24 protein-coding genes and 1 pseudogene are annotated in these 19,900 nt (G+C 64.3%); 13 read left to right on the forward strand and 12 right to left on the reverse strand.

The genetic code is table 11. From position 1 onward, the window contains the following. Nucleotides 1–253: pseudogene (locus H8A95_RS32660) on the forward strand (DUF2076 domain-containing protein); the annotation flags it as partial. A 113-nt stretch (nucleotides 254–366) separates the two neighbouring features. Here the strand turns inward: H8A95_RS32660 and H8A95_RS32665 are convergent. After that, nucleotides 367–1,167 (reverse strand): L,D-transpeptidase, encoded by an 801-nt coding sequence (locus H8A95_RS32665; protein ID WP_229186919.1) that lies wholly within the window; start codon nucleotides 1,165–1,167, stop codon nucleotides 367–369. Nucleotides 1,168–1,477: 310 nt separating this feature from the next. Between H8A95_RS32665 and H8A95_RS32670 the strand changes: the two genes are divergently transcribed. The 4 genes from H8A95_RS32670 to H8A95_RS32685 all read left to right on the forward strand — a co-directional run bounded on the left by H8A95_RS32670 (nucleotide 1,478) and on the right by H8A95_RS32685 (nucleotide 3,755). Then, nucleotides 1,478–2,257, forward strand: a complete 780-nt coding sequence (locus H8A95_RS32670) for a protein phosphatase CheZ (RefSeq protein ID WP_229186920.1) — start codon at nucleotides 1,478–1,480, stop codon at nucleotides 2,255–2,257. A 183-nt stretch (nucleotides 2,258–2,440) separates the two neighbouring features. After that, the gene (locus tag H8A95_RS32675; protein WP_229186921.1) at nucleotides 2,441–2,764 is read left to right on the forward strand and encodes a hypothetical protein; all 324 of its coding nucleotides are present in this window, start codon (nucleotides 2,441–2,443) and stop codon (nucleotides 2,762–2,764) included. 42 nt (nucleotides 2,765–2,806) lie between these two features. Continuing rightward, entirely contained in the window at nucleotides 2,807–3,277 is a 471-nt protein-coding gene (locus H8A95_RS32680) for a hypothetical protein (RefSeq protein ID WP_229186922.1), read from the forward strand. Nucleotides 3,278–3,491: 214 nt separating this feature from the next. Continuing rightward, nucleotides 3,492–3,755 (forward strand): hypothetical protein, encoded by a 264-nt coding sequence (locus H8A95_RS32685; protein ID WP_229186923.1) that lies wholly within the window; start codon nucleotides 3,492–3,494, stop codon nucleotides 3,753–3,755. Between the two features lie 329 nt (nucleotides 3,756–4,084). Here H8A95_RS32685 and H8A95_RS32690 read toward each other — a convergent pair whose 3' ends face one another. Then, a complete protein-coding gene (locus H8A95_RS32690; RefSeq protein ID WP_229186924.1) occupies nucleotides 4,085–4,603 on the reverse strand; it encodes a hypothetical protein in 519 nt (172 codons plus the stop codon). A gap of 319 nt (nucleotides 4,604–4,922) precedes the next feature. Between H8A95_RS32690 and H8A95_RS32695 the strand changes: the two genes are divergently transcribed. From H8A95_RS32695 to H8A95_RS32705, 3 genes are all read left to right on the forward strand, one after another. Then, nucleotides 4,923–5,219, forward strand: coding sequence for a co-chaperone GroES (locus H8A95_RS32695; RefSeq protein WP_018269780.1), 297 nt, complete (start codon nucleotides 4,923–4,925; stop codon nucleotides 5,217–5,219). Nucleotides 5,220–5,527: 308 nt separating this feature from the next. Beyond that, nucleotides 5,528–7,165: a chaperonin GroEL gene (groL, locus tag H8A95_RS32700; protein ID WP_229186925.1), complete on the forward strand. Its 1,638-nt coding sequence runs from the start codon at nucleotides 5,528–5,530 to the stop codon at nucleotides 7,163–7,165. Between the two features lie 95 nt (nucleotides 7,166–7,260). Beyond that, entirely contained in the window at nucleotides 7,261–7,551 is a 291-nt protein-coding gene (locus tag H8A95_RS32705; RefSeq protein ID WP_229186926.1) for a hypothetical protein, read from the forward strand. Between the two features lie 155 nt (nucleotides 7,552–7,706). Here the strand turns inward: H8A95_RS32705 and H8A95_RS32710 are convergent, their stop codons facing one another. Continuing rightward, nucleotides 7,707–8,075, reverse strand: coding sequence for an antibiotic biosynthesis monooxygenase family protein (locus tag H8A95_RS32710; protein ID WP_229186927.1), 369 nt, complete (start codon nucleotides 8,073–8,075; stop codon nucleotides 7,707–7,709). Nucleotides 8,076–8,172: 97 nt separating this feature from the next. Here H8A95_RS32710 and H8A95_RS32715 point away from each other — a divergent pair, with 97 nt between their 5' ends. Further along, entirely contained in the window at nucleotides 8,173–8,637 is a 465-nt protein-coding gene (locus H8A95_RS32715; protein ID WP_229186928.1) for a MarR family winged helix-turn-helix transcriptional regulator, read from the forward strand. Nucleotides 8,638–8,850: 213 nt separating this feature from the next. Beyond that, nucleotides 8,851–10,050, forward strand: coding sequence for a hypothetical protein (locus H8A95_RS32720; protein WP_229186929.1), 1,200 nt, complete (start codon nucleotides 8,851–8,853; stop codon nucleotides 10,048–10,050). Between the two features lie 11 nt (nucleotides 10,051–10,061). Here H8A95_RS32720 and H8A95_RS32725 read toward each other — a convergent pair whose 3' ends face one another. Then, nucleotides 10,062–10,232 (reverse strand): hypothetical protein, encoded by a 171-nt coding sequence (locus tag H8A95_RS32725; protein ID WP_229186930.1) that lies wholly within the window; start codon nucleotides 10,230–10,232, stop codon nucleotides 10,062–10,064. 248 nt (nucleotides 10,233–10,480) lie between these two features. Between H8A95_RS32725 and H8A95_RS32730 the strand changes: the two genes are divergently transcribed. Beyond that, a complete protein-coding gene (locus H8A95_RS32730; RefSeq protein WP_229186931.1) occupies nucleotides 10,481–10,945 on the forward strand; it encodes an ester cyclase in 465 nt (154 codons plus the stop codon). 92 nt (nucleotides 10,946–11,037) lie between these two features. Here the strand turns inward: H8A95_RS32730 and H8A95_RS32735 are convergent, their stop codons facing one another. From H8A95_RS32735 to H8A95_RS32745, 3 genes are all read right to left on the reverse strand, one after another. Continuing rightward, a complete protein-coding gene (locus tag H8A95_RS32735; protein ID WP_229186932.1) occupies nucleotides 11,038–11,505 on the reverse strand; it encodes a PaaI family thioesterase in 468 nt (155 codons plus the stop codon). Nucleotides 11,506–11,523: 18 nt separating this feature from the next. Beyond that, on the reverse strand, nucleotides 11,524–12,102 hold the full coding sequence (locus H8A95_RS32740) for a bifunctional transcriptional activator/DNA repair enzyme AdaA (RefSeq protein WP_229186933.1): 579 nt from the start codon (nucleotides 12,100–12,102) through the stop codon (nucleotides 11,524–11,526). 76 nt (nucleotides 12,103–12,178) lie between these two features. Then, entirely contained in the window at nucleotides 12,179–12,643 is a 465-nt protein-coding gene (locus H8A95_RS32745; RefSeq protein ID WP_229186934.1) for a GNAT family N-acetyltransferase, read from the reverse strand. 220 nt (nucleotides 12,644–12,863) lie between these two features. Here H8A95_RS32745 and H8A95_RS32750 point away from each other — a divergent pair, with 220 nt between their 5' ends. Continuing rightward, nucleotides 12,864–13,502, forward strand: coding sequence for a hypothetical protein (locus H8A95_RS32750; RefSeq protein ID WP_229186935.1), 639 nt, complete (start codon nucleotides 12,864–12,866; stop codon nucleotides 13,500–13,502). 78 nt (nucleotides 13,503–13,580) lie between these two features. Here the strand turns inward: H8A95_RS32750 and H8A95_RS32755 are convergent, their stop codons facing one another. Together H8A95_RS32755 and H8A95_RS32760 are read right to left on the reverse strand one after the other, a co-directional pair. Further along, a complete protein-coding gene (locus H8A95_RS32755) occupies nucleotides 13,581–14,012 on the reverse strand; it encodes an META domain-containing protein (protein WP_229186936.1) in 432 nt (143 codons plus the stop codon). A 131-nt stretch (nucleotides 14,013–14,143) separates the two neighbouring features. Continuing rightward, on the reverse strand, nucleotides 14,144–15,814 hold the full coding sequence (locus H8A95_RS32760; protein WP_163155181.1) for an L-lactate permease: 1,671 nt from the start codon (nucleotides 15,812–15,814) through the stop codon (nucleotides 14,144–14,146). Nucleotides 15,815–16,124: 310 nt separating this feature from the next. Between H8A95_RS32760 and H8A95_RS32765 the strand changes: the two genes are divergently transcribed. After that, the gene (locus tag H8A95_RS32765) at nucleotides 16,125–17,870 is read left to right on the forward strand and encodes an ABC transporter ATP-binding protein/permease (RefSeq protein WP_229186937.1); all 1,746 of its coding nucleotides are present in this window, start codon (nucleotides 16,125–16,127) and stop codon (nucleotides 17,868–17,870) included. Nucleotides 17,871–17,876: 6 nt separating this feature from the next. Here H8A95_RS32765 and H8A95_RS32770 read toward each other — a convergent pair whose 3' ends face one another. The 3 genes from H8A95_RS32770 to H8A95_RS32780 all read right to left on the reverse strand — a co-directional run. Beyond that, entirely contained in the window at nucleotides 17,877–18,362 is a 486-nt protein-coding gene (locus H8A95_RS32770; protein WP_229186938.1) for an HPP family protein, read from the reverse strand. Nucleotides 18,363–18,445: 83 nt separating this feature from the next. Then, entirely contained in the window at nucleotides 18,446–19,435 is a 990-nt protein-coding gene (locus H8A95_RS32775) for a TorF family putative porin (protein ID WP_229186939.1), read from the reverse strand. A gap of 86 nt (nucleotides 19,436–19,521) precedes the next feature. Then, nucleotides 19,522–19,900, reverse strand: a 379-nt coding sequence (locus tag H8A95_RS32780) for a hypothetical protein (RefSeq protein WP_229186940.1), incomplete at its 5' end; no start/stop codon positions are given.

Below are 19,900 nucleotides of genomic sequence, written 5' to 3' on the forward strand. Positions count from 1 at the left end.
CGGCGCCCACCAGTCGCTGGCCGATGCCGGCGGCCTCGGCGGCGGTTCGCGCCCCTGGGGCGGCGACCAGTCGTCAAGCGACCTAGCCCGTGACGCCGGGATCAACGATGTCAGTTCGTCCGGTCGCGACAGTGATTACGGCTCGCGCGCCGGCGCATTCGACCAGGCGCAGGCCGACCGGGACAGTGACGATGATCAAGACGCCGACGACTTCGACGACAACGGCGGCGACGACAACAGCGATTACGCGTAAACGCGATCGCTGAAATGACAACGGCCGCTCCAATCGAGCGGCCGTTTTGATTCCGTCGTCCCGGCGAAAGCCGGGATGACACCTTCTTTGGGGCAGCTGCTTCAAAACCACCCTCACATCACGACGACCTTGGCGCCGACATTGACGCGGCCGTAGAGGTCGATGACGTCCTCGTTGCGCATCCGGATGCAGCCGGACGAGACGTTGGTGCCGATCGTCCAGGGCTCGTTGGAGCCGTGGATGCGGTAGAGCGAGGAGCCGAGATACATCGCACGCGCCCCGAGCGGATTCTCCGGGCCGCCTTCCATGTGCCGCGGCAGATCGGGACGGCGCGCCAGCATTTCCGGCGGCGGCGTCCAGGCCGGCCACTCCTTCTTCGCCGAGATCGTCTTGGTGCCGGCCCAGGTGAAGCCGGGCCGGCCGACGCCGATGCCGTAGCGCAGCGCGCGGCCATCACCCTGCACCAGATAGAGGAACTTGTTCGGCGTATCGACGACGATGGTGCCGGCGCCTTCCTTGCCGCTGTAATCGACCAGCTGCTTTTCATAGCGCGGATCGAACGGACGCTGCGTCGGATCGCCCGCGGCCTCCTGCTGCTGACGGATCATCTGCTGCTGCGTATCCATCGGCGGCAGCTGGCGATTGCCGTAATAGCCGGGCTGCTGCTGATACTGCGGCGAGTAACCCTGCGACGACGGCGCATCGCCGAACAGGAATTCGATGAAGCCGCCGCCCATGTTGGAGCGCTGCGGCTGCACATAGGCGGTGCGCATCGGCGGCTGCGGTGCGCCCTGGTTGGCATAGATCACGGTGGGCTCGGGCTGAGCCGCCGCGTCGATCGCCATGGCGTGATGGGGAACGGCAATAAGAGAAGAGGCGCCGGTGAGCAGCGCAAGCGTGGTTTTCCTGAACATCGACGTACTCTGTACTGGTTTCGTCGTGACTTGCTTTGCGAGGGCGCGCGATGCGCCGTTGCACGTCGTCAATAAGCAATGAAAACCGCATCGGTTTGGTAAACGGAACGGCCGTTTCGATTCACCACGTCGGCAATGCCGCGTGGTTTTGCCTGACAGCGTTTATTTTGCGTGAATGCCGCGGCGATATGGTTAATCGCCGGTATCGCTGCGGTCGCTCGCCACCGACGCAAACTGTTCCCGCGTGAACCTGACGTTAAATCCACCCTGTCTAGAACGGACTTCAGTAGAAGGGGCGGGAATGAAAATCATGTCAGTGAAGCGTAAGCGTTTTCGTGTCGAGCAGGCGATGGGTGAAGTCGTGATGCCGGAGCCGGAAGTTGTTGCGGGCGGCGCCGACCTCGGTCCGATGCATCGCGAGATCATGGCCGAGCTTCGCTCGATCCGCGCCCAGATGGCCGCCGCACCGGCAGAGCGCAGCGGCAACAGCGTTGATGCCGCCGTCGCCCGCGAGGTCGCCGAGACGCACGCGCTGCTCGAGACCTACCGCGCGCAGGTCGAACAGTGCGAGAAGCTCAAGGTCGAGCTCGACCTGATCCACGACGCGATCAGCCGCACCAAGCGCGAGATCGCCGTGCTGCACGGCAAGAGCTTCAACGGCGAGGAGATGGCCAAGGTCAATGGCGAGCTCGGCGCTGTGGTCGGCGGCACCGAACAGGCGACCCAGCAGATCCTCGAGGCGGTGGAGGCGATCGACCAGGCCGCGACCGCGCTGTCAAAGAACGTCACGCCCGATCAGCAGAAGCTGCTCAGCGAAGATATCCAGGAGCGCGTGGTCTCGATCTTCGAGGCCTGCAACTTCCAGGACCTCACCGGCCAGCGCATCAACAAGGTGATGCAGACGATGAAGTTCATCGAACAGCACATCAACGAGATGATGAGCATCTGGGGCGGCGTCGACGCGATCAAGACCCACTCCCCGCCGATCGTCGACACCCGCGAGGGCGACGCCCGCCTGCTCAACGGCCCGAAGCTCGACGGCGACGCCGGCCACGCCTCGCAGGACGACATCGACGCGATGTTCAACTGAGGTTTGTCGGATCAGAACGAAAAGCGCCGGCCCTCGGGCCGGCGTTTTTGTTTGAAGCACGACAAGCGGCAAATCAGTCAGAACTTCTGCCCGACAGTATGCAGCTTGTGCCAATTGCGACACCGGCAAATCTGCTGGCAGGTTTGCTGTCGCGGGTGCATATTGCCGCGCGAGGGAATTGTCATGCGTGTGCCGGGAGCCAGTATCGGGTGCCGGTTGCATCGGACTTCCGGGATCATTCCGGTTGTCCCCGCGCACAACCTTGTATTTTCACTGAGCACAATATCGCGAATTCGCGGCGCGCTCGCTGCGCGCATTCGACGCGCAGAGCTTCGCATTGAAACATGGCGGATGCTGTGGGGGCGCACGATCAAGCTTGCGGCAAGCAGGGCTACGCGCCGGCTTTTCTCGGAATTGCAGCGCGAGGCTGTCTTTGAGGCCGTGGCGATCGGCGGCGGGTTTGTTTCATTCGCGCTGATGGCGTGCGCCTTGTTACCGGATCACTGATCGGGGTGGAGCCACCGCAGTACTCAACGCTGGAGATTGAACATGACGCAAAGAATTGGCCGAAATACTGCAATTGCACTTTCGACTATCGCTTGTGCGACACTGTTCTCCATCACCTGGTCCGAGCAGGGCGGCGTATCGGCGTCAGTCGAAAGTGCCCAGGCGCGTGTGGGCCGACCGCTGACGCCCATGAGCGCCGCAGGCGTTGCGCGTCGTCACACCCGACGCGCCGCGTACGGGTACGGGGTTGGCGCGGGGATCGCCGCCACGGCAGCGGTCGCGGCCGCTACTGCGCCGGCCTATGGCTGGGGCACAAATAACTGGACCGACGCATATGCCGCCCAGACCGATGCCCAGTTTGGCCAGCCTTACTACCCGGCCCGGGCCTATCACGGGATCAGTCCGTATTACGGCTACAGCGGATGGGCGGACTACAAGGCGGCCAATGGTATCGGCTGCGAGCCCGGCACGATGACGAAAATGGCTGACGGCCACATGTACGTCTGTCAGTGAATCCGGCGCAATGCCACGGAATGAGGGCGGCTCGGTGAGCCGCCCTCGTTCTTGATGAAGCAGATCGATCTCACGGGCGACGGATCGCGCCCGGCGTTGATCTACGTCAACATCACCTGTCCCTCGCCACCGACGATACCCAGGCACGATACCTGGGACGCAGCTGAAGCGGCTCCATCACTTTTCGGTTCGCGTGCGATGAGGGAGGACCACCATGCGTCGGACGACCATTCTTTCGATCAAGTCAGCGACTGTTGCGGGAATTGCGGCCAGCCTGATGTTGGGGCTTGCGGGTGTCACGTTCAGTTCAGCACCGGCGAAGGCCGTCGTGTACTGCACCTATGTCGGTTATCCGCACGGTTGCGTGGCGCGGGCGGGCGTCGTGCTCCGGCCGCGTCCGGTGGCGCGCGCTGCAGTCCGGCATAACGTGGGCGGCAACATGAATGGCGGCGTCAATCGCGTCGGCGTGCGGCGGTAAGGCAATTGTTTGCGGGCCGCGACTTCGGGCGACAGACGGCAAGCCAGGCTCGTGTCCCGTCGTTCACAGAAAAGCAAAACGCCGGCCCTCGGGGTCGGCGTTTGCCCAAGTGGCAGTCCCCTGCCCTTCTCCTCTTGTGGGAGAAGGTGGCGCGGATGCAATCCGTGCCGGATGAGGGGTTGGCACCGCATACTCAAATCGATGGGGTCACTCGCAGAGAGAGACCCCTCACCCGGATTGCATCTGGCGACGCAATCCGACCTCTCCCACAAGGGGAGAGGTGTGCTGCCGATGCGGCTCGATAGCGGACGGAAGTTCAGACCTCGCCGTTACGCCCTCGGGGCGCAGCGGACGTAGACCATGTTGCCGTAGCGGGTGGCGGCGTCCTTGTCGACGAAGCGGGTGATCAGGACCCGGCCGTCGAACGAAATGATCTCGCGGTCCTGCTCGCCGGGCACAGGTCCGGGCGGGCCGATATAGTTCTTGCCGCTCGGGGAACCCTTCAGCCGCAGTTCCTGCGGGGTGGCCTGGTCGGCCAGATGCATGATGACGCCGCCGTTCTGGCCGGCACCGATCACGTAAGGCTGCTTGCACTGGCCGCGCGCGGCGGCCTCGGTGCGGGCGCGGTCGGCGGGATTCTGGAACGAGGCGAGACCCCAGCGGCCGACGATCTCGTCGGGGCGGATGCTCGCGGGCATCTCCGGAGCCACCCCCGGCTCGGTGGGCGCCGGCGCAGGGTTTGACGACAACGACGGCAGGCTCATGCTGCCGCACGCGCCCAAGAGTGTCGTCAGCGCCGAGATAGCCGCGAACCGTGCGACCATTCGCGCGTTGAGTGACGTGATCATGTGTATCCCCCGACTATGTCCCGGCCGCACCCGTCCTGCAGCCAAGCGTAAAACTTAAGACGGAGCAACGACGTCCGACAAAAATTACGTCATCGCTACGATTTGGTTTCTGGTCCACCATCCTATATTGGCCTCACCAAGGCCTTAACCCGTTTGCTTGACAGAAACTGCGCCAAGCCATATTCCCCGGCGCACAATTAGCACTCTCGCACCACGATTGCTAAATGCGCCGGGCGTCCTGCCTGGCGCCGACCGGACCGGCATTCAGCGCCGGTCTCGATGAACCGGACCTGAAACCGAGCCTCCAAGAGGGAACCTCATGGCTAAATCCACCTTCCGCCCACTGCATGACCGCGTCGTGGTCAAGCGTATCGATGCCGAGGAGAAGTCCAAGGGCGGCATCATCATTCCGGACTCGGCCAAGGAGAAGCCGTCCCAGGGCGAGATCGTCGCCGTCGGCCCGGGTGGCCGCGACGAAGCCGGCAAGCTGATCCCGATCGACCTCAAGGTCGGCGACCGCGTGCTGTTCGGCAAGTGGTCGGGCACCGAGGTCAAGCTCGACAACCAGGAGCTTCTGATCATGAAGGAGTCCGACATCATGGGCGTGCTGGCGTAAGCGCCACTAACCCGAGAGCCGTTGCACATCGGCCGTCGGCACAATCACCTCTTCCCTTCTCCCATCAAAGTCGGATTTATCCGACTTCGACAAGTCAGGGATACCCAAGTCGGGTAAACCCGAGTTGGGGTGGGAGAAGGTGGCGCGCAAAGCGCGCCGGATGAGGGGTCTCTATCCGCGGAGACAGACCCCTCACCCGTCCGCGATGCTTCGCATCGCGTCCACCCTCTCCCACAAGGGGAGAGGGGAAGCAGACCCGGCGATCAAACGGCAAACAATTCACAGACACATTCCAGGAGTTCAAAACAATGGCTGCCAAGGACGTAAAATTCGCCGGAGACGCCCGCGACCGCATGCTGCGCGGTGTCGACGTGCTCGCCAACGCCGTGAAGGTGACGCTCGGCCCGAAGGGCCGCAACGTCGTCATCGAGAAGTCGTTCGGCGCTCCCCGCATCACCAAGGACGGCGTCACCGTCGCCAAGGAGATCGAGCTCGACGACAAGTTCGAGAACATGGGCGCGCAGATGCTGCGCGAGGTCGCTTCCAAGACCAACGACACCGCCGGTGACGGCACCACCACCGCGACCGTGCTGGCGCAGGCGATCGTGCGCGAAGGCGCCAAGTCGGTTGCGGCCGGCATGAACCCGATGGACCTGAAGCGGGGCATCGACATCGCCGTCGCCGCGGTGATCAAGGACATCGAGAAGCGCGCCAAGCCGGTTGCCGCCTCCTCCGAGGTCGCCCAGGTCGGCACCATCTCGGCCAATGGCGACACCGCGATCGGCAAGATGATCGCGCAGGCGATGCAGAAGGTCGGCAACGAGGGCGTCATCACCGTCGAGGAGAACAAGTCGCTCGAGACCGAGGTCGACATCGTCGAGGGCATGAAGTTCGACCGCGGCTACCTGTCGCCGTACTTCATCACCAACGCCGAGAAGATGACCGCCGAGCTCGAGGATGCCTACATCCTGCTGCACGAGAAGAAGCTTTCCGGCCTGCAGGCGATGCTGCCGGTGCTGGAAGCCGTGGTGCAGTCGGGCCGTCCGCTGCTGATCCTCGCCGAGGACGTCGAGGGCGAGGCGCTGGCGACGCTGGTCGTCAACCGCCTGCGCGGCGGCCTCAAGGTCGCCGCCGTCAAGGCGCCAGGCTTCGGCGATCGCCGCAAGGCGATGCTGGAGGATATCGCGATCCTGACCGGCGGTCAGCTGATCTCCGACGACCTCGGCATGAAGCTCGAGAACGTCACGGTCAACATGCTTGGCCGCGCCGGCAAGATCGTGATCGACAAGGAGAACACCACGATCGTCAAGGGCGCCGGCAAGAAGAAGGACATCGACGCCCGCGTTGGCCAGATCAAGGCGCAGATCGAGGAGACCACCTCGGACTACGACCGTGAGAAGCTGCAGGAGCGTCTTGCCAAGCTCGCCGGCGGCGTTGCCGTGATCAAGGTCGGCGGTGCGACCGAGGTCGAGGTCAAGGAGAAGAAGGATCGTGTCGAGGACGCGCTGAACGCGACCCGCGCCGCGGTGCAGGAAGGCATCGTGCCGGGCGGCGGCGTCGCCCTGCTGCGTGCCAAGAAGGCGGTCGGCCGCATCACCAACCCCAATGCCGACGTCCAGGCCGGCATCAACATCGTGCTCAAGGCGCTGGAAGCTCCGATTCGTCAGATCTCGGAGAACGCCGGTGTCGAGGGCTCGATCGTGGTCGGCAAGATCCTCGAGAACAAGTCGGAGACCTTCGGCTTCGACGCCCAGACCGAGGACTATGTCGACATGGTCGACAAGGGCATCATCGACCCCGCCAAGGTGGTGCGCACCGCACTTCAGGACGCCTCCTCCGTCGCCGGCCTGCTGGTGACCACCGAGGCCATGGTCGCCGAAGTGCCGAAGGACGCGGCGCCGGCGATGCCGGGCGGCGGTGGAATGGGCGGCATGGGCGGCTTCTGAGCCGCACTCGCGCAATCCGTATCGAGATCGAAGGCCGCCTCCAGGCGGCCTTCTTTTTTGCAGTTCGACTACGATCGAGACGAAAGGATCATCCGATGTCCCGCGACGCCAAATCCCTGACGTCAACGCTCGCGTTGTTCTACGCGATCGGCGCGGTGCTCGCGCTGGGCGCCTATGCCCAAGACAGCATCGATGATCTCGCGGTCGTCCTGACGTTCTGGTTCAAGCAGACGTTGACGTTTGCCGTCCTCGGTGGGGGCTATTGGCTCTACTACGTCATTGCCGGCTCGACCGGTCATCGTCCGAAAGCGCCGCTGCGCTTCCTGGACATCGCCTTCCTGGCTGCCGCTGCCACTCTGGGCGTCGGCATGCTGGTCCATAGTTGAGCAATCCGTGACGCGATCGCAGGCCGGATTATCTGCGTCATTGCGAGGAGCGGTAGCGACGAAGCAATGCACGCCTCCGCATATGCGGCACGATGGATCGCTTCGCTTCGCTCGCAATGACGGGATGACCGAGCCCGGCCATGACGGATACGCGTTCACGCCACGCAGATGTCGGCGACCGCCACCTTCTGGAACAGATGCGGCGACGCCACCGCCGAAGCTGGATAGGCCGAGAGCTTGGCCCTGAACTCGGGGTTCATGAACGCCGCGCGGAAGGCGGCGGTGGATTCCCAAACCGCGTAATTCAGATAGGCCGGGCTCTCGCCAACCGCGCGGTGCAGCTGGGTCGAGATGAAGCCGGGCTGCCGCTTCATGATGGCGGCGTCGTCCTGCCAGGCTTTCAGGAAGGTGTCCTCGTCGGCCTTGTCGAGGGTGAAGAGGTTGACCAGCACGACGTTGCTGGCATCGACCCCGAGCTGGCGGTCGATCGGGAATGCGGGGTCGAGGGGGCGCATCTGCGGCATGGCTGGCTCCGTTGATATGGTGCTATGATGTCATTCCGATCAGATCGATACATATCAATATTGACATTGTGATGTCAATATACACCTATGGTGACAAATGCCGCAAACCAAGCGAACGCCGGCGGGGGAAGCCCTGAGCAACCTGATTCCCGACCTGTTCAGGCTCAACAGCCTGCTGTTCACGTCAGGCGACCGGCTGGTGGCCGGGCTCGGGCTGACCAGCGCGCGCTGGCAGATCCTCGGCGCCATCGTCGCCGCTGAGCGTCCGCAACCGGTGGCGTGGCTGGCGCGCGACCTCGGCGCCGCCAGACAGAACGTGCAGCGGATCGTCAACGACCTCGAACGGGATGGGCTCGTCACGTTCGAGACCAACCCACATCACCGCCGCGCCCAGCTTGTTGTGCTGACCGACAAGGGCCAGCAAAGCTTCGACGCGGCGATGCGGCTGCAACTGCCCTGGGTGAACGGCCTCGCCGACGGACTGTCGACGAAGGACATCGAAACCGTGAGCCGCGTCGTCAGTATATTGCGCGGCAGGCTGGAGAACGACGAAGAACCTTAAGGCGCGATGAGATCAGACAGAATCTGTCATCGCGCCTTAGCTTGTTGTCCAAGCATGATGTTTTCGGAAAACCGCTTCGCCGGGCCATGACAGTGCCAAAGGTCAGATCGTTCGAAATTGATAGCCGCCGTCAGGCGGCCTTCTTTTTTGGCCAATGACACGGAGGTTTGCTAGTTACGACGGAACCGATTCTGCCCTTCGAGGACTTATCGTATGCGCGCGCTCCCGCTCCTGCTGCTCGGTCTTGCCGTCGCCTCGGCCCCCGCCCTCGCCCAGATGAAGCTGCAATCGAAGGCAGCCCCGTCGAACGGCCTCGAGACGCGCTATTTCACCGCGATCGACGGCCTGATGGACGGCAATGCCGATGTCGTCCTGAAGGAAACCCGCCAGGGCAAGGCCGTGACTGCGGCCGTGCTCGACGTCTGCTATCCCGCCGACAAGGGCTCCGACCGCAAGGACCGCTTCGTTGCCAACCTTGCCGTCAGCGGCCAGACGCTGTCCGGCACCACCCAGAGCGTCGCCGACAAGCAGCCGGTCTCCATCAAGCTGAACCGCAAGCAGACCGGCGACAGCTTTGAGTTCCGCGGCCAGATCACGATCGGCCAGACCGTCACCGAGGTCGCCTCGACGGACAATTCCGATCTCAGCGAGAAGGAATTCCAGGACAACCAGGCCACCGAGGACGGCATCACGCCGCAGCCGAAGGATTTTACCGACGTCTCGCCGGAATCGATCGGCGTGCGGGTGAAGCTCGATGCGGCGGCCGATTTCCTCAAGAGCCTGAAGGGCGAAGCCGTCGAGATCGGCACCTCCAGCCTCGCGGTGACCTGCGACGCGCTGCGCTCCGGCGAGCAGACCATCAACCTCACCATCGATCCCGAGCATGCCAGCGCGCTGCTCGCCAAGGTGAAATCCGCGCCCGGCGTAACCGCAGCCGGCTGGACCAGCGGCGTGGTCGAGATGGACCGCACCATCCGCATTGCCGCCGCCGACTGGCGCGACGGCGACAAGATCAACAAGGACAGACTGGCGACCGCGATCGCCGGCGTGCTGGCGAAGACGCTTGCGGCCAAGCCCGCCTCGGCGACGTGGAACGCGAACACCGGCAAACTCAAGCTGGTGCTGAAACGGCCCAGCGCGATCTATCCTGTGCTCGGCCTCACCCAGAATTATGAGATCACCGCCCTCGTCTCGCCCGACAAGCCCGGCAGCTCGGACAGACTGATGCTCTGGGTCTCGAGCCCCACCGTCTCGACATCGGATGACAGCACCGGCGCCAAGCTGAACCTGTCCGACGATTCCAGCAGCGACGAGGAAGCCAGCGAGACCAAGGACGACAACGGCGCGATCGACGCGCTGATCAAGGAATTCAAGGGCCAGCGCTGGGACGCCGACAAGTCGGTGTGGCGCTAAGGGCCGCCGCTTCAGGCTGCCCTGCTCTTCAACGACACGACGTTGTTGCGCGCCGCCGCGGGAACGGCGTCCGGACCGGACTGAGGCATCCCGTCGCCTCTCACAAACAGCTCGGCACTTCGCTCGATCGCAGTGCGATCGAGTAGCGCCCGCAGCTCGGCGATGTCATCGAAGTTGCGCATGATGCTCTCTCGTGTGATCGCGAACAGGTTTTCGTGCGCGCGTTGCGCAAACCACCCGCTTCCCGATTGCGCGACGATGTTCGCGAAGCGGCGCTAAGCGCCATATCGACAAAGCGGAATCTCGGCTGAAAGCCAGCTGCACGCCCGATCTGGAATCGGGTGGTCCGACACGCGTCTCAAAACGCCTAATGCACGCATCGACACCGCGCCGGTCGCGATGCCGGCAACACGCAAATGGAGACGAAGAGATGTCAGAGGAAAACAAAAACGTCGTAGGCCGTTGGTTCCAGGGCTTTTGGGGCAACCCGTGGAATCCGCGCATCATCGAAGAGCTCGCGACGCCGGACATTGTCGTGCACTACCCGATGCACGAACCGAAGAAGGGCCGCGCCGCGGTCACGCAATTCATCACCGAGTTTCGCGAGGCGTTTCCGGATCTGAATTTCTGGGGCGTCGGCGATCTCGTCGCGGAAGGCGACCTCGTCGTCGGCCGCTGGGAAGGCGGCGGCACCCACACCGGACCTGCGTTCAGCGACTTCCGCCTCGGCTCGCTGCCCGCGGCCTCCGGCCGCAAGATGACGTTCGCCGGCACCACCGTGCTGCGCGTGCGGGACGGACGGATCGCCGAGGAGCTTGGACAGGAAGATGCGCTGACCGCCATGCTGCAGCTCGGCCTCATCCGCTTGCCTGAACAGAGTGGCTACGCGGGTTGAACCGACACTTCGTCGACTAAACACGCTCCAACGCTACTGGGCCGGCATTGCATCTCCGGGTGCAGTGCCGGCTCAGTCGCCAGGACTCCGCATCAAGCCGAAAAGATCAGGCACGTCGTCGTGCCGTGCGCGAGCAACCGTCCCTTCGCGTCGGTGACCCTGCCCTCCGCGGTGCCGACGCGGCGGCCGCAATTGAGCACCCGCCCCTCGGCCCGGATCGAGCCGGTGTCCGGCGTGATCGGCCGCACCAGCGAGATCTTGAATTCGAGCGTGGTCTGGCTCGTTCCGGCCTCGAGCGTCGACTGCACCGCAAGCCCCATGCAGCTGTCGAGCAGCGTCGCGGTGAGACCGCCATGCACGGTGCCCGCCGGATTGAGATGCGCATCCGTCGGCACCAGCGTGACGACGACACGGCCGTGCTCAGCCTCAGTGACGTCATAGCCGAGCGTCCGCGCGATCGTGTTGAGCGGCAAGGCGCCGGAGGCGAGCCCCTGGACGAATGCGAGGCCGCTCATCTTGAGTTCTTGTTCCGCGCTCACCGTGCCGTAGCTCTTGGCCATTGCTGATCTCCATCGGGTTCATTGCATCGCGACGCCTGGCCGCCGCCTCCGCCGCAGCGAGATCGGCGAGCGACCGTAGAGTTTTGCGAATGCGGCGGTCATGCGCCTTGCGCTGGAGAAGCCGGCGCGCTGCGCCACCACCCAGAGCGGAACATCGCTGCCGTCGATCAGCCGCTTGGCGCGCTGCACGCGCAGCGACAACGCGACCTGGAGCGGCGAGGCCTCGAGATGCTCGGCGAACAGACGCGACAGATGCCGCGCGCCGACGCCGAGCCGTTCGGCCAACGCTTCGACATTGCCGCGGTCGAGTGCGCCGGCCTCGATCAGCGCAAGCGCGCGCTCGACGGTCGTCCTGGTGCCCTTCCATGCCGGGCAGAACGGCGCCGCCTCGGGACGGCAGCGCAGACAGGGCCGGAAGCCGGCGCGCTCGGCCGACGCGGCGCTGCCGTAGAACCGCACATTGCGGGCGAGCGGCGTGCGCGCCCGGCACACCGGACGGCAATACACGCCCGTCGTCCTGACCGCGACGAACACGATGCCGTCCCAGGCCGGATCGCGGCGCTGAAAGGCTGCATATTGGGCGGCGAAATCGAGCATGCCATCGCTATAGCGGCGCCTAACCGCCGCGACGACCCGCTTTGCGGAGACGGCGTCCGGAAACGACCGCTTGGCGTTAGAGGCGCTTGGTCATGAACAGGCTGAGCGGATCGGGCGCGTAGTCCCCGAACGGCGGGCACTCCTGGTAGCCGGCGGCGCGATAGAGCCCGATCGCCTCCGGCTGCCGGATTCCGGTCTCCAGGCTGATGCGCGCGATCCGCCAGTCGCGCGCGGCGTCCTCCAGCGCTTCGAGCAGGCGCCGGCCGAGCCCGTGTCCGCGCGCGTCAGCGCGCACGAACATTCGCTTCATCTCGGCATGACCGGGTGCGATGAGGCGGAAGGCGATCGACCCGAGCACCTCGCCATGGCGCCGCGCGACGAGGAAGACCGTATCCGCGTCGGCAAGCGTCTCGACGGCGGCGAGGTGATTGCTATCGGGCGGATACAGCGCCTGCATTTGGGCGTCCGATAGATCGATCAGCTGCCGCACGTTGGGCTGCCGCGGGTCTTCGGGAGCGATGCTGATTTCAGGCGTATGCATCTCTAGCCCAATGCAGGGTCGTCGTCGCGATTGTCAGCCGCCCTCACCGTCCCGTCAATCTACGGGGGCCTGCGACCAAAAGACTTCGTGCTGCCGCAGTTCGGTCACCGAAAATTAAGGCTCGATTTAGTTTCGAGGATCATCCTTTGCGTCACCGAACACAGGTCACGCCATGCAAGACCGCGAGCCGATCAGTCCTGGAAGCATCTGGCCAACAGATGTGACGGAGGGTCATTCGCCGGCGCAGACGGCGGACCTCTGGGACGTTTCAGGCGAAAACCACGATGCCGCCCTGCTGCTGCGGGAGCCATTCGCCGACCGCATCGGCACCGCGCTGCTGGCCGCCACGGCATTGGCCGCAAGCTTCGTGCTGGGATGGACCGGCGGCGCCAACTGGCATGACTTGATAGCTCCCGCCCCGCTACCGGTGGCGCAGAAGGAAGCGCCGGTCCCGCGCGTTGCCGAGACGCGGCCGAGCCCAAGAAAGGAAAGCCGCAGCGAGAGCCCACGGCGGACGGCGTCCAACGCCGATCCCGCCGTCACCGGCAGCATTCCCAAATCTGTTGCCAATCCACGCCCGCAGGTGCTCGGAGCCGCGCCGACGACGCTGAATGCGCAAGCGATGGCGCTGGGGCCGACGCAGCCCGTGGCAACCGCCCCCGAAACGCGGCCGAGCACCATCCCCGGATGGTCGGTGGTCGAAGTCCGGGACGGCACCGCCGTGCTCGAGGGGCCGGAGGGCGTCAAGATGGCCGCGCGCGGCGACGTCGTGCCTGGCCTTGGACGTGTCGATTCCATCGTGCGCTGGGGCAACCGCTGGATCGTTGCCACCGCAAGCGGATTGGTCGCGACGCCCTGAGCGGCTTCGAACCGCGCGGCTTTTTGTTTGACGCGTTTTCTTAACGCGAACCGGCGTCCACTTCGCTCGAAAACGCTCTTAGTTGCTGTTGATCACGTAGCGCAGCGACTTGCTTCCGACGAACGTGACCTGATCACCCTGCCGTCGCCAGCTCGTCATCTCGCCGAGCGCTGCAAGCAGGTCCTTGTCGGCCTGCGCCCGCTCCGGCGTGCAGCTGCGGTTCTCCATCGCGCCGGGAACGAATACGATGGTGTTGCCGGCAACCGAGAACTGACCCTTGCCGCCGTCGCACCAGAGTTCGAGGATCACCTCGCCATTGTCGCCGACCTCGATCGAGGGAATCCGCTTGGAGCCCGGCATGCGCGCGGCATCGAGCGTCATCACGAAACCGAACGGAAATTCCTCCTGCGCCTGCGCCGGAACCGCGACGAGAGCCGCAGCAGCCAGCACCAATGCGGCCGCGCCACCGTTCAGAATCCGCTTCATCGAGATCATGCCATTCCCAGCCATTGCGACGCAGCCCTTCTATGGGACAAGGCCGCGATTGGCCAGAATGGCGGCCGAGAAAAAGCGCTTGAAAAGCAAAATCCCCGCGGGCTCTCCACCCGCAGGGATCTTCGTTTGGGCGACGCCTCGCCTGGTTATTTCAAGACCATCGCCGTGAACGGATAGACATAGGCCTGCAAGGTCACGAACAGACCGACCAGGCACGCCAGCACGATCGAGTGCAGGAACACGTAGCGCAGGATCGATCCTTCGTGGCCGTACCAGTTGGTCGCGGTGGAGGCGACCACGATCGATTGCGCGTCGATCATCTTGCCCATCACGCCACCCGAGGAGTTCGCCGCCGCCATCAGGATCGGCGGCAGGCCGAGCTGTTCGGAGGTGATCTTCTGCAGATTGCCGAACAGGATGTTGGACGAGGTGTCCGATCCGGTCAGCGCCACGCCGAGCCAGCCGAGCAACGTGCCGAAGAACGGGTAGAGCACACCGGTCGCCGCGAAGGCGAGGCCGAGGGTGGCATCGACGCCGGACAGCCGGGTCAGCGTGCCGATCGCCAGCATCGCCGAGATCGTGATCAGCGAGATCGCGCAGAGGCGGATGGTGCGGCCATATTCGGCGATCAGCTTGAGCGGCGAGAAGCCCATCAAGAGACCCGAGATGATTGCGGCGATCAGCAATCCGGTGCCGGTGAACGACAGGTAGGTGAAGCCGAACACCGCGCCTTCGGCCGTCGGCTTCGGCACCACCGGCGGCACCTTGAAGATCAGCTTGTCGAGCTCGGGGACCGGATAATTCCAGACGAAGTTGGCGTTCGCCCAGGCCTTGAAGGCGCCATTGCCCCAGATCAGCATCAGGATGCAGACGATGATCCACGGCAGCAGTGCGCTCCACAATTCGCCTTGCGTCAGCGGCGTCTTGTCGAGCGGCTTGGCGGCCGCCATCGTCGCCGCCGATTCATCACGGCCGCGCAGTGCGGGCGACAGCCAGAGCTGCCGCGGCTGCCAGACCTTGAGGAACAGGATCAGCGCGCCCATCGAGATCAGCGAGGCGCCGATGTCAACGATCCAGGGATTGATGTAGTTCGAGATCACGAATTGCGGGACAGCGAACGACACGCCGGTGACCAGGATCGCCGGCCACACTTCCTTCATGCCGCGCCAGCCCGCGAACGCCCAAATCACCCAGAACGGCACGATCAGCGAGAACAGCGGCAGCTGCCGTCCGACCATCGCGCCGAGCAGGTAGGGATCGAGCCCGGTGACCGAGGCGAGGCCCTGGATCGGCGTACCCAGCGCACCGAAGGCGACCGGCGCCGTGTTGGCAATCAGAGAGAGGCCGGAGGCTGCGAGCGGCGAGAAGCCGAGCCCGATCAGCACCGCGCCGGTGATCGCGACCGGCGTGCCGAAGCCCGAGGCACCCTCGAAGAAGGCGCCGAACGAGAACGCGATCAGGAGCAGCTGCAAGCGGCGATCCTCGGTGACGCCGCCGACCGCGCGCTTCAACAGCTCGAACTTCCCGCACCTCACCGTGACCTGGTAGAGGAAGATGACGTTGAGCACGATCCAGCCGATCGGAAAGAACCCGGTCACGATGCCGAGGATCGATGCGCGGATCGACATGCTGGCCGGCATCGTGAAGACGAAGATCGTGATCAGGTTGGTCACGATCACGGCGACGATGGCCGCGATATGCGCCTTCACCTTGCCGCTGGCGATCAGCACCAGCAGCGTGACCACGGGAATGGCGGCCGCGATCGTCGACAGCCCTGCATTATCAAGCGGATTGTAGATTTGATTCCAGGTGTTCATCTCGGGTCCTCCCCCATGTTCTTATGCAGCGCGCGGGCCTCCGTGCTGGCAGGCGCGACTGGTGCGATTGCGGGAGTCCGTCGGAATAGTTGAAGCCCCGGCTCGCGAATGAACGATCGGTAAGGATCGCTCACATCCTCGCGAAAAATCGAAGGTCCCCCGCCCCTCGCCGTTGTCGTCATGCTAGGGTTGACTCGATCGCCGGGACAAGCCAACGCTTGCATGCCAGACCTACGACTTTAGTCGCTGATCACCCTGATTGTCCCGATTCTTCAGGCCTTTGCGGCCGCTTCCCCGGAGACGATAATCTGTGAACAACATTCGCTCGACGCTCGCGACGGTGTGGCGCATCGCATCGCCCTATTTCAGCTCCGAGGACAAATGGGCAGGCCGCGGATTGCTCGCGGCGGTGATCGCGATCGAACTCGCGATCGTGGGCATCAACGTCCTGCTCACGCAGTGGAACAACCGCTTCTACAACGCACTGCAGGAACGGAATTGGGATTCCTTCGTCAGCGAGATCATTTATTTCTGCGTCCTGGTCGCCTTCTTCATCCTGCTGGCGGTCTACCAGCTCTACCTCAATCAATGGCTGCAGATCCGCTGGCGGCGATGGATGACGTCGCACTATCTCGGCGACTGGCTGCGTCAGGCCAATCACTACAGGATGCAGCTCCAGGGCGATGCTGCCGACAACCCCGACCAGCGCATGACCGACGACGTCAAGCTGTTCGTCGATCGCACGCTCAATCTCGGCCTCGGCCTGCTGAACTCGGTCGTCACGCTGGCGTCCTTTCTCACATTGCTGTGGGGCCTTTCCAATGAAGCGCCGCTGCATCTGTTCGGCGCTGAATATTCAATTCCCGGCTACCTGGTCTGGGGCGCGTTGATCTATTCGCTGCTCGGCACCGTGCTGACCCATCTGATCGGCTGGCCGCTGGTCGGCATCGATTTCAAGCAGCAGCAATATGAGGCGGATTTCCGCTTCAACCTGGTGCGCGTGCGGGAAAACTCCGAGCAGATCGCACTGCTGCAGGGCGAGCAGGCCGAGCGCGAGCGCCTGCTCGTTCGGTTCGGACATGTGGTCGAGAACTGGATCGCCCTGATGAATCGGACCAAGAAGATCACGGCGTTCACGGCGAGCTACAATCAGGCCTCGGTGATCTTCCCCTATGTGCTGGTGGCGCCGGCCTACTTTGCGCAGAAGATCCAGCTTGGCGGCATGATGCAGACCGCATCGGCATTTTCGAACGTTCAGGGCGCGTTTTCGTACTTCGTCTCCGTCTATCGTCAATTGGCCGAATGGCGGGCCGTGGTGAACCGCCTCGATGGATTCGAGACCGGAATCGCCACAGCTTCGAACCTTGCCAGGCGCGACGACCGAATTCATGTCACCGCAACGCCGGACGACGGCGCCGTCAGCCTGCAGAACCTGGTGCTGCGGCTGCCCGACGGAACGCCGCTGGTGGACGCGGACCGGCTCGGCTTCCGCAAGGGCGAGCGCACCCTCATGACGGGCCCCTCCGGCGCCGGCAAGTCGACGCTGTTCCGCGCGATCGCCGGCATCTGGCCGTTCGGCAACGGCGCGATTGAAGTCCCGGCCGGCGCGACCTTGATGATGCTGCCGCAGCGTCCCTATCTGCCGATCGGGTCGCTGCGTGACGCCGTCGTCTATCCGGGCGAGGCCCCGCAATTCGACGCGGGACGGGTCCGCGAGGTCCTCACCGCCGTCGGACTGCCGCAGCTCGCGGCGCGGCTCGAGGAGCAGGCGCACTGGAACCGGATGCTGTCGCTCGGCGAGCAGCAGCGGCTCGGCATCGCGCGGGCGCTGTTGCACGCGCCGCAATTCCTGTTCCTGGACGAGGCGACGGCCTCGCTCGACGAGCCGGCCGAAGCCGCGCTCTACAAGCTGATCGCCGAGAGGCTGCCCGACACCACGGTGGTTTCGATCGGCCATCGCGCGACGCTCGAGGCCTTCCATCAGCGCAACGTCACGCTGGTCCGCGACGGCGATCGCTTTACCGTGCGCGACGCGGTCAAGGCCACCGCGTCGTAGCCGCGACTACAGGGTCGGCCGCGGCCACGGCCTGCGGCTGACCCAGCGATGCCAGCCATAGGCGAAAGCGGCCAGCAGCAGCACACCGGCAAGCACGGGTGCGAGCAGGAATGACCACTGCAGATTGCCGGAGACGATCAGGAGCGGACTGATGCCCGCCGGCGGGTGGAACGTATCGGTCAGGACCATCGCAAAGATCGCAACTCCAACCGCCGCGGCAGCCGCCCAGGCATGCGGCCCGGTCAGGCACAGCACCGCAAAGCCGGCCAGCGCCGACACCAGATGTCCGCCGATCAAGGCGCGCGGCTGAGCCGGCGCGGCCTCCGGGGATCCCATCACCAGCACGATCGAGGTTGCGAACGGGATCACCGCCAGCGGATAGCCGGCCGCGACGGAGCACCACTCCATGGTGCCGACGGCGATGGCGGCGCCGATGCCTGCCACCGTGCCCGCGACGAGTTCGCGCCGGCTGCCGCGCCCGATCAACGCCATCCAATCCGGTCTCATGAAGCGTGCCCGCAAAAGCAAAAGGGCGGCAGATTGCTCTGCCGCCCCGCGATCCCCGGAAGGGGAAATTACTTCAGGTTGGACATCGCCGTCAGGTCAACCGAGAGCTTGGCGATACCAGCCGCGCCGCACCAGTTGGAGCCCGTGCCGCCCGGATTGATCGGGGTGACGTTGGTGGTTCCGCCCGCGGTGTAGTCGCTGGTGAAGGCGCTGCAATTACCCTTCGACATGTCGGTGTCGGAGTAGCGCAGATCGAGCGTAAACACCTTGTAGGTGAAGCCGATGCCGATGTTCCAGGTGTTGTAGTCGGCATACTTGATGCCGTTCGGGAACGCCGGGACACCGTAGAAGCTGTCCGACGTGCCGAGCCACTGCCGGCCGAACTCGCCCGACACATACATGCCGATGCCGCTGGAGCCGAACACGGCGCTGGGCGCGGTGTACTTGCCGATGATCGACGAGTAGTTGCCCCAGGCGCCGGTGTTGAGGAAGTTCGGCGAGTAGTACTCGTTGATCGTGAAGGCCCAGTTGTCGTTGATGGTCCAGGTCGCCTTGCCGTAAACTTCGAAGAACGAGACGTCCTTCTTCATGACGTTGCCGTTCGGCAGGAAGTTGGTGGCGCACTCCGCGCCGAGCGGCTTGCCTGCGGTGTCGGTGGGGGCGCCGAAGTAGCAGGTTCCGCCCGGATACAGGTAACCCCAGACACCGATGTCGAAGGCGAAAGCGCCGAAGGTCGGACGGATACCGCCGTAGATGTCGACTTCCGCCGCGGCGCGGTTGGCGAAGGAGATGCTCTCGGTCGAGGTGCCGATGTAGAGCTGCAGGTCCTTGTTGACGTTGTAGCGCGGCTCGAAATAGGCGGTGACCGACGCATTGTGGTTCGACTGGGTGACGCCGCGGAAGATGTAGTCGTTCATGACGGCGGCGCCGAAGGCGATGTCCCAGGGATCGAAGGGAGCCGGCGGCGGCGCCTTGACGGCCTTCACCGCCATGTCAGCTGCCATTGCCGAGCTCGAAATCATTGCTAGCGCCGTTGCTAACAAAGCCAGTTTCTTCATGACGATCCCCATCTACTCTGTTCAGACAGCCCAGCTGCGTGGCCCCCAGGGCACGCGATAACGGACTGCAACCAAATCGCGTGTGCTCAATCTGAAACGCCCCTCCTTTTTGGAGAAGGCGAAAAGACATGCATCTGCCGACTTTTTAGGCGTTCCAGCAGTCTCGCCACACGTTGGTTGACGGGTGTTGCATTTGCACCACAAAACCAAGGCTCCCGCTCCGGTTGCGCGACGCACAAATCGGAATCGAGCAACGGTTTGACGCGCAGCAGGAAGCATCGGCGCGAATCGGCTTTACCCGCAAAACTACGGACTGCCGCCGATACGGAAAAAGCCGCAGCGGCGTCCGCTGCGGCTTCGATCAGGTGAACCGGTACAGGTTCGCTTAGTGGTGCTCGCCCTCGGAGGTCCCCCAGCTCGGCGCCGGTTCGTGGCTCGGCGTGGCCCAGCTCGTAGCCGGCTGCG

The organism is Bradyrhizobium oropedii (genome assembly GCF_020889685.1).
GTDB classification, from domain to species: domain Bacteria; phylum Pseudomonadota; class Alphaproteobacteria; order Rhizobiales; family Xanthobacteraceae; genus Bradyrhizobium; species Bradyrhizobium oropedii.